Source organism: Nocardia wallacei (genome assembly GCF_029869545.1).
GTDB classification, from domain to species: Bacteria; Actinomycetota; Actinomycetes; order Mycobacteriales; family Mycobacteriaceae; genus Nocardia; species Nocardia wallacei_A.
This window is the reverse complement of record NZ_JARWQD010000088.1, coordinates 1-4,432: the sequence shown is the minus strand read 5'-3', so window position 1 is coordinate 4,432 and position 4,432 is coordinate 1. Positions and strand designations below refer to the sequence as shown.

At 69.2% G+C, this 4,432-nt stretch carries 5 protein-coding genes; 2 read left to right on the top strand and 3 right to left on the bottom strand.

Annotated features, from left to right (window positions below; genetic code table 11):
- Window positions 1–141: 141 nt before the first annotated feature.
- Window positions 142–216 carry a 50S ribosomal protein bL37 gene (locus tag QH290_RS38025; RefSeq protein WP_373282057.1) on the bottom strand — a complete coding sequence of 25 codons (75 nt, stop codon included), beginning with the start codon at window positions 214–216 and terminating at the stop codon, window positions 142–144.
- Window positions 217–317: 101 nt separating this feature from the next.
- Here QH290_RS38025 and QH290_RS05460 point away from each other — a divergent pair, with 101 nt between their 5' ends.
- Entirely contained in the window at window positions 318–533 is a 216-nt protein-coding gene (locus QH290_RS05460) for a biotin/lipoyl-binding carrier protein (RefSeq protein ID WP_280268494.1), read from the top strand.
- Window positions 534–601: 68 nt separating this feature from the next.
- Window positions 602–2,116: a sensor histidine kinase gene (locus QH290_RS05455; protein WP_280268493.1), complete on the top strand. Its 1,515-nt coding sequence runs from the start codon at window positions 602–604 to the stop codon at window positions 2,114–2,116.
- A gap of 159 nt (window positions 2,117–2,275) precedes the next feature.
- On the opposite strand, the gene QH290_RS05450 is transcribed toward QH290_RS05455, so the two are convergent.
- Together QH290_RS05450 and QH290_RS05445 are read right to left on the bottom strand one after the other, a co-directional pair.
- Window positions 2,276–2,530 (bottom strand): WhiB family transcriptional regulator, encoded by a 255-nt coding sequence (locus QH290_RS05450; protein ID WP_062507827.1) that lies wholly within the window; start codon window positions 2,528–2,530, stop codon window positions 2,276–2,278.
- A 234-nt stretch (window positions 2,531–2,764) separates the two neighbouring features.
- Window positions 2,765–3,724: a diacylglycerol/lipid kinase family protein gene (locus QH290_RS05445; protein ID WP_280268492.1), complete on the bottom strand. Its 960-nt coding sequence runs from the start codon at window positions 3,722–3,724 to the stop codon at window positions 2,765–2,767.
- Window positions 3,725–4,432 lie beyond the last annotated feature (708 nt).

The window sequence follows — 4,432 nt, the reverse complement described above, 5'->3', positions numbered from 1 at the left end:
GGCCCCCGCGGGGCGCCCCGCCGCCATAACACCCCCCCCCCGGGGGGCCCCGCGGGCGTTATGCCCGCAGCGCGGCCCTCAAACTCCGCTTCCCGGTGCCGCTCAGTGCTTTTCGGCGCTACCGTGCCGAGCCGGGACGGCTCAGCTGTTCGGACGCTTGCCGTGGTTGGCCGCGCTCTTGCGGCGGCTGCGCTTCTTGCGTCCTCGCTTACCCATGGGTATCTCCTTCCTGGTCGGGCGTCATTGTTTCACGTGTGGTTGGCTGTAGCTGCAGCGGATGCAGGGCGTGAACGGTGCCGATCGATCGAGAGGGTGTCATGGCTGAGGAAGTGCTCGCCGAGATGGTGTCGACCGTCTACGAGATCGTCGCCGAGGAGGGCGCGGCGGTGCGGGAGGGCGACACCCTCGTGATGCTGGAGTCGATGAAGATGGAGATTCCGGTGGTCGCCGAGTCCGACGGCACGGTCGCCTCGATCAACGTCTCCGCCGGGCAGGTCCTGCAGAAGGGCGACCTCATCGCGGTAATCTCCTGACGCTGCGGGCTGCCCGCGCACCGACGCCGACGGGTGAGGGAGAATCACGTCGGTGAGGAGCGTGTTACATGTCGACATTGAGTGATCTGCTGGCCGAGCACACCGACCTGCCCGGTGCGGCCGTGGATCATCTGCAGCGGGTGGTGGGGGACTGGCAGCTGCTGTCGGACCTGTCGTTCGCGGATCTGCAGCTGTGGGTGGGCGCCGGCCCGGTCGCGGAGGGCGCCGACGTGGTCTGCGTCGCGCAGGCCCGGCCCACCACCGCCGCCACCGTGCACCCGGAGGACCTGGTCGGCACGCTCGCCACCAAGGAGGATCACCCGCAGGTGTTCGAGGCCCTGCTGGCGGGTGAGATCGTGCGGGTGGATTCCGACGGGGAGTCGGCGGGGGTGTACCACCCGACCCCGGTGCATGCCATCCGCGAGGCCATTCCGGTCCGGGTCGGCAGCGATGTGATCGCGGTGCTCGGCCGCGACACCGACGTGCAGCGCTCGAAGATCCGCGGCAGCCTCGAACACGCCTATATGGCCTGCGCCGACGACCTGTGCCAGATGATCGCCGACGGCACCTTCCCGACGCTGGAGGACCGCACCGGCTCGCATTCCAGCCCGCGCGCGGGGGACGGTTTCATCCGCATCGACACCGAGGGGACCGTCGTCTACGCCAGCCCGAACGCGCTGTCCGCGTATCACCGGATGGGCCTGCAGAGCGATCTGGCCGGGCAGGATCTGGCGCAGACCACGCGCTCGCTGATCACCGATCCGTTCGATGCCCAGGAGGTCGTCAACGATATCCAGGCCGCGCTGGCGGGCAAGTCGGGTCGCCGCATGGAGGTCGAGGCACGGGGTGCCACCGTGCTGCTGCGCACCCTGGTGCTGCGCCCGCACGGCGAGCTGGCCGGTGCCGCGGTGCTGGTGCGTGACGTCACCGAGGTCAAGCGCCGCGACCGGGCGCTGCTGTCCAAGGACGCCACCATCCGCGAGATCCACCACCGGGTGAAGAACAACCTGCAGACGGTGGCCGCGCTGCTGCGGCTGCAGGCCCGCCGCACCGAGGCCGAGGAGGCGCGGCTGGCGCTGACCGAATCGGTGCGCCGCGTCACCTCCATCGCCTCGGTGCACGAGATGCTGTCGATGTCGGTGGACGAGGAGGTCGATCTCGACGAGGTCGTGGACCGGCTGCTGCCGATCATGGCCGACGTCGCGACCGTGCACACCGCGCGGATAAAGGTGCGCCGGGCCGGGTCGCTCGGGGTGTTCTCCGCCGAGCGCGCGACCCCGCTGGTGATGGTGCTGACCGAGCTGGTGCAGAACGCCATCGAGCACGCCTTCGACGCGGGCGAGAACGGCACGGTCACCATCCGCTCCGAACGTTCGGCGCGCTGGCTGGACGTGATCATCAGCGACGACGGGCGCGGGCTGCCGGACGGATTCAGCCTGGAGGGGTCCGATCGGCTGGGCCTGCAGATCGTGCGCACGCTGGTCACCGCGGAGCTGGGCGGATCCATCGGCCTGCATCCGGGGGCGGATATCGGCACCGACGCCGTGTTGCGAGTTCCCTTGGGGCGCAGGTCTTCTCGCTGATGTCTGCTCGCCGGAAGCAATGAAGCCCGGCACCCGGAAGCAAAGAAGCCCGGCACCCTGGAAACAATGAAGCCCGGCACCTCAGAGGTGCCGGGCTGAAAATGCGCTACGGGCCGGGGCTGTGCGGGTACCGCTTGGTGGCCGTAACGCCGACGTCGCCTAGACGACGCTGCGGGTGCGGGTGCGCGCGTTGCGACGCTTCAGCGCCCGACGCTCGTCTTCGCTCATACCACCCCAAACGCCGGCGTCCTGTCCGGACTTCAGGGCCCAGGACAGGCACTCGGCGGTAACGGGGCAGCGGGCGCAGACCAGCTTGGCATCGGCAATCTGCGCGAGTGCGGGACCGCTGTTACCGACCGGGAAGAACAGCTCGGGGTCCTCATCGCGACAGATGGCCTTGTGGCGCCAGTCCATTCCTCTGCTCCTTTGCTGGGCGCACCAGTGCGCCTCGGGTTTGTGGTCCGTTCACTTGTGCGACTCGAATGTTTCCGCACGGTTGCTTGTGAATGCTTTCACGAACACCGTAGATGTCAATAGCTTTGTGGTGCACCGTGGGGAAGCTCACGCTGTAAGACCCCTACATCGGGGGTCTGCCGAGTCCTTTGTACTCGCTCGAAGCGGTTTTCGCAGCACAACTGCGATGTTTCTCTAGTTGTGTCGGCCCGATTCGGGCTGTGGGGCGATCACCTCGAGCACCTCGGGGATCGAGGTGAAATCCACCACGTCGCGGCGGCCGATGAAGTCGCCATCGATTTGCAGGCCAATGGGCTCGGCGGCCTCGATACGGACCGACGGCACATCGTCGGCGCGAAACAATGTGCGCGACTTGGGGTTTCCATCGGTGGCAAGGAGTTGCCGAGCGACCCACAGTGTGGGCAGTACCCGCATGGTCTGCATGGCAAACACCCCGAGACCGGATTCGAAACTTGTTCCGGGATTGGTGACCACCGGCTTGGCGTCGAGGTAAGTCCAGGGACTGGCATTGGTCACGAATGCGTAATGCACTCCGGTGACCGGATCGTGCCCGGGAATGTGCACCGTGACCGACGGCTCGCGGCGCTTGGCCCGAAAGAACTGGCGGACCGTGGTGCGCAGATAACGGGCCGGTGTCGCGGCGTGTCCGTTGGCGCGGCTGTTGTCGATGGCCTCGCACACGTCGGCGTCCAGGCCGACGCCCGCGGAGAAGGTGAACCAGCGGTCGTCGGCGATGGCCAGGCCGATGCGGCGGTCCTTCGCCACCGACAGCAGGTCGATGAGCTGGTTGGTGGCGGCGACGGGATCCGGTTTGATGCCGAGCGACCGCGCGAACACATTGGCCGAGCCGCCCGGAATCACGCCCAATCGGGGAATCCAGGCCTGCCCGTCGGCGACCTGCGGCAGCGGCAGGAAGCCGTTGATGGTCTCGTTGACGGTGCCGTCCCCGCCATGCACGACGATCAGGTCCATCTCGTTGGTGGCCGCCCACTGCGCGAGTTCGGCCGCGTGGCCGCGGTGCTGGGTGTGCGCGACGATGAGCTGGGTCCGGCTCTCCAGCGCGTGGGCGAGCAGATCGCGGGTGGCCGGTGTCGTCGAGGTGGCATTCGGATTCACGATCAGCAACGTCCGCACGTAAGCAGCCTACTGAGACAGAGGCTCCGGCACCCTGCCGGGACGGCGGATTCGATGGCTCCGCCGTCGGTGGGGGGTGCCGACTATCGGTGCCCGCCAAGGTGTCCGGTACGCCCGTGCCGCGTGGACCGGTCGTTTCCGCTCGTCCCATGGGATGCGCGGGATTGCGCCCCGCGCCGCTCGCGCGGATCGCCGACCGGCCGCCGGGCGCCGCACCCGGTCGAATGCTTAGGCTGACCGGGTGGCGAAGCGGAACGCGGACGAAGGCCCGGCGGACAAGGATGCGGCCCGCGCGGGTGGGCCGGATGAAGGTGCGGGGTCGGATCGGTTGGCGTCGGAGCGTGCGGCGGACCGGGGCGCGGCCCGGGCGGCTGGGCCGGATGAAGGCGCGGCGTCCGAGCGTGCGGCGCTGGAACGCCCAGCGTCGGAGGGCGGGGGACCGGGGCGTGAGACATCGAAGCGCCCAGCGTCGGGGGCTGCGGCGTCGGATCGGGTGCCGTCGGATCGGGCGGGATCGGGGCGCGCCGCGTCGGGGTCTGCGAATTCGGAGCGTGCGGCGTCGGAGCGTGCGGGGTCGGGGCGGGCGGCGGCGGGGTCGGAGACTTCGGAGCGGGAGGGGGAGGTGCGGGGCGGGTCGGGGCGTCGGGGGTCCGGGCGGGTCGATCGGCCCGAGGTGGGTGCCCGTCATCCGCCACGGCACGATCGCCG